Raw genomic sequence first — 1,720 nt, forward strand, 5'->3', positions numbered from 1 at the left:
CAGGTCGGTTATGGTCTTAATAGCAACCGTATAGCCCTCATCCATCTGGTAAACGGTCACCGAAACAACGGCCCCATTACTGGCCAGCTCCCTAAAGGTTGATTCAAGCAAAGTGGTCTCCTGCGAATGCAAAACAGCGAATTGCGTTAGCATACTAGGTTTTTTGCTGGTATTCCCCCCGTATTACTATACGGGGGGGGAGGGTGATCCCCATCCCCAAACCTGCCGCGCTTCGCTTGCCTGCTGACTCGCTCAAAACGGCGAAACGAAGCCGTTTCTCAGAGTCCAGCCAGATAATCGCCCGCAACTGGAATATGCACCCCCATGTGAATATTCCAGCCGGATCGCTCCCACCGCTCCGCACCCGTCGTCGGTCGCTGCGCGCCCTCGCTCCTCCTCCTCTGCTGCGCTCTATCGCGGAGCAAGGCGAGGTCGGTAAACGGGCCGGAGAGGGGTAAAAGCGGGGCTAAATCGAGTTTTCTGCAGAAAGGAGAGGATCGAAGCTGGATCCAAAGGATCATCCAAGGGTAATCTAGGCACCAGAAACGAAAAAACCGCCCAGCAAGGCGGTTCGTTCGAAGGTGTTAGGAGCAGCAACTCCCTTCACCTGGGTAACAGGGTCTGGCGTGACCGAGCTACCGAATACCCCACCAGTTTAGCGGCCCTAGGCCCTTTCGATCAAGCTAATCACGCCCCCCTGATTACCATGGCTTACACCTTGGCGCTTTTGCGTACCCGTGCGGATTGGACTTCAAGAGATTGTTGCCGTCACGAGTGTGTAGGTCGGGCCGAACGGGGAGACTCTGCAAACGGCCCAAACGCGCAGCGGCGCACCTCAGCAAGGCATACCCACAGGCAGGTATTAGAAAACAGGCCTAGAGGCTCTCAGGGGCTTCTGAATCGGGATAGTGGGATGGTGTTGGAGGTGCTCTATCGGAGCGTGCAGAGGGGCGGCAACTCAGGGGAAACGCTGAGTTCGTCTGACAGTCCGATCATGGTCGCGCAAGCCTGTTTTAAGCAGGAGGGCGCAGCCTTGCCAAGCAAGGCCTTGGCGCTTCCTTTTTCGCGGAGGCCGGTAGGCCGTAGCCCGTCCAGAAAGTCATTAGAGAGAGAGGATCTTGGCGAGGTGGTTAAGCCCGTTCCCGAAGGGTTGTCCATAGGCCGTGCATTTGGCCTGTGGGCAATAGGGCTTATCCACGGAGCGCCCTTATCGGGCTGATATGTCTACCTCAATACGGCGAAAGCCTATGCCTCCTGCGGTGTTTATTGCCGCGTCAATGGTCTTGAACACACGCCACCCGCCGCGCTGCCGCTCAATCACTACCGTCTCGGCCTGCTTCCCAAACTTCACCAAATGCAGGTGGTAACCAGCCCCCATAGGTGTTGGAACAACAACCGCACGCGAGAACCCACCCTGATCAAATACCCACTTGGCTTGCAGCTCTTCCATGGTCAAATTCCCATTATGATTGGTCACATTCGCGATTTGATTATGGCGGAACGGGAATCAAAACAAAGATTTGATTCCTCGTTTTCAAGATTTGACTACCTCCGGCGCTTTTTCTTGGGTGGCGGTGTCCTTTTGCTGGAGGGTGGAGGCTGTTTCTTGGGAGCCATCTCTGGCGGCACTTGCTCCCAAGACACCAGTACATTCACAAAGCCGCATGACCTCACCACCGCCGCCGCTGCATCGATGGTCCTAAAGTACCGAGTACCCCCC

At 56.0% G+C, this 1,720-nt stretch carries 1 protein-coding gene; it reads right to left on the reverse strand.

Annotated features, from left to right (window positions below):
- Window positions 1-1,207: 1,207 nt before the first annotated feature.
- The gene (locus BN1129_RS16250) at window positions 1,208-1,450 is read right to left on the reverse strand and encodes a hypothetical protein (RefSeq protein WP_042037899.1); all 243 of its coding nucleotides are present in this window, start codon (window positions 1,448-1,450) and stop codon (window positions 1,208-1,210) included.
- Window positions 1,451-1,720 lie beyond the last annotated feature (270 nt).

The sequence above is a fragment of the Aeromonas popoffii genome, assembly GCF_000820025.1.
GTDB classification, from domain to species: Bacteria; Pseudomonadota; Gammaproteobacteria; order Enterobacterales; family Aeromonadaceae; genus Aeromonas; species Aeromonas popoffii.

Excerpts from the sequence above, each read along its gene's own strand:
- BN1129_RS16250 (WP_042037899.1), bottom strand. The coding sequence starts at position 1,450 with ATGGAAGAGCTGCAAGCCAAGTGGGTATTTGATCAGGGTGGGTTCTCG.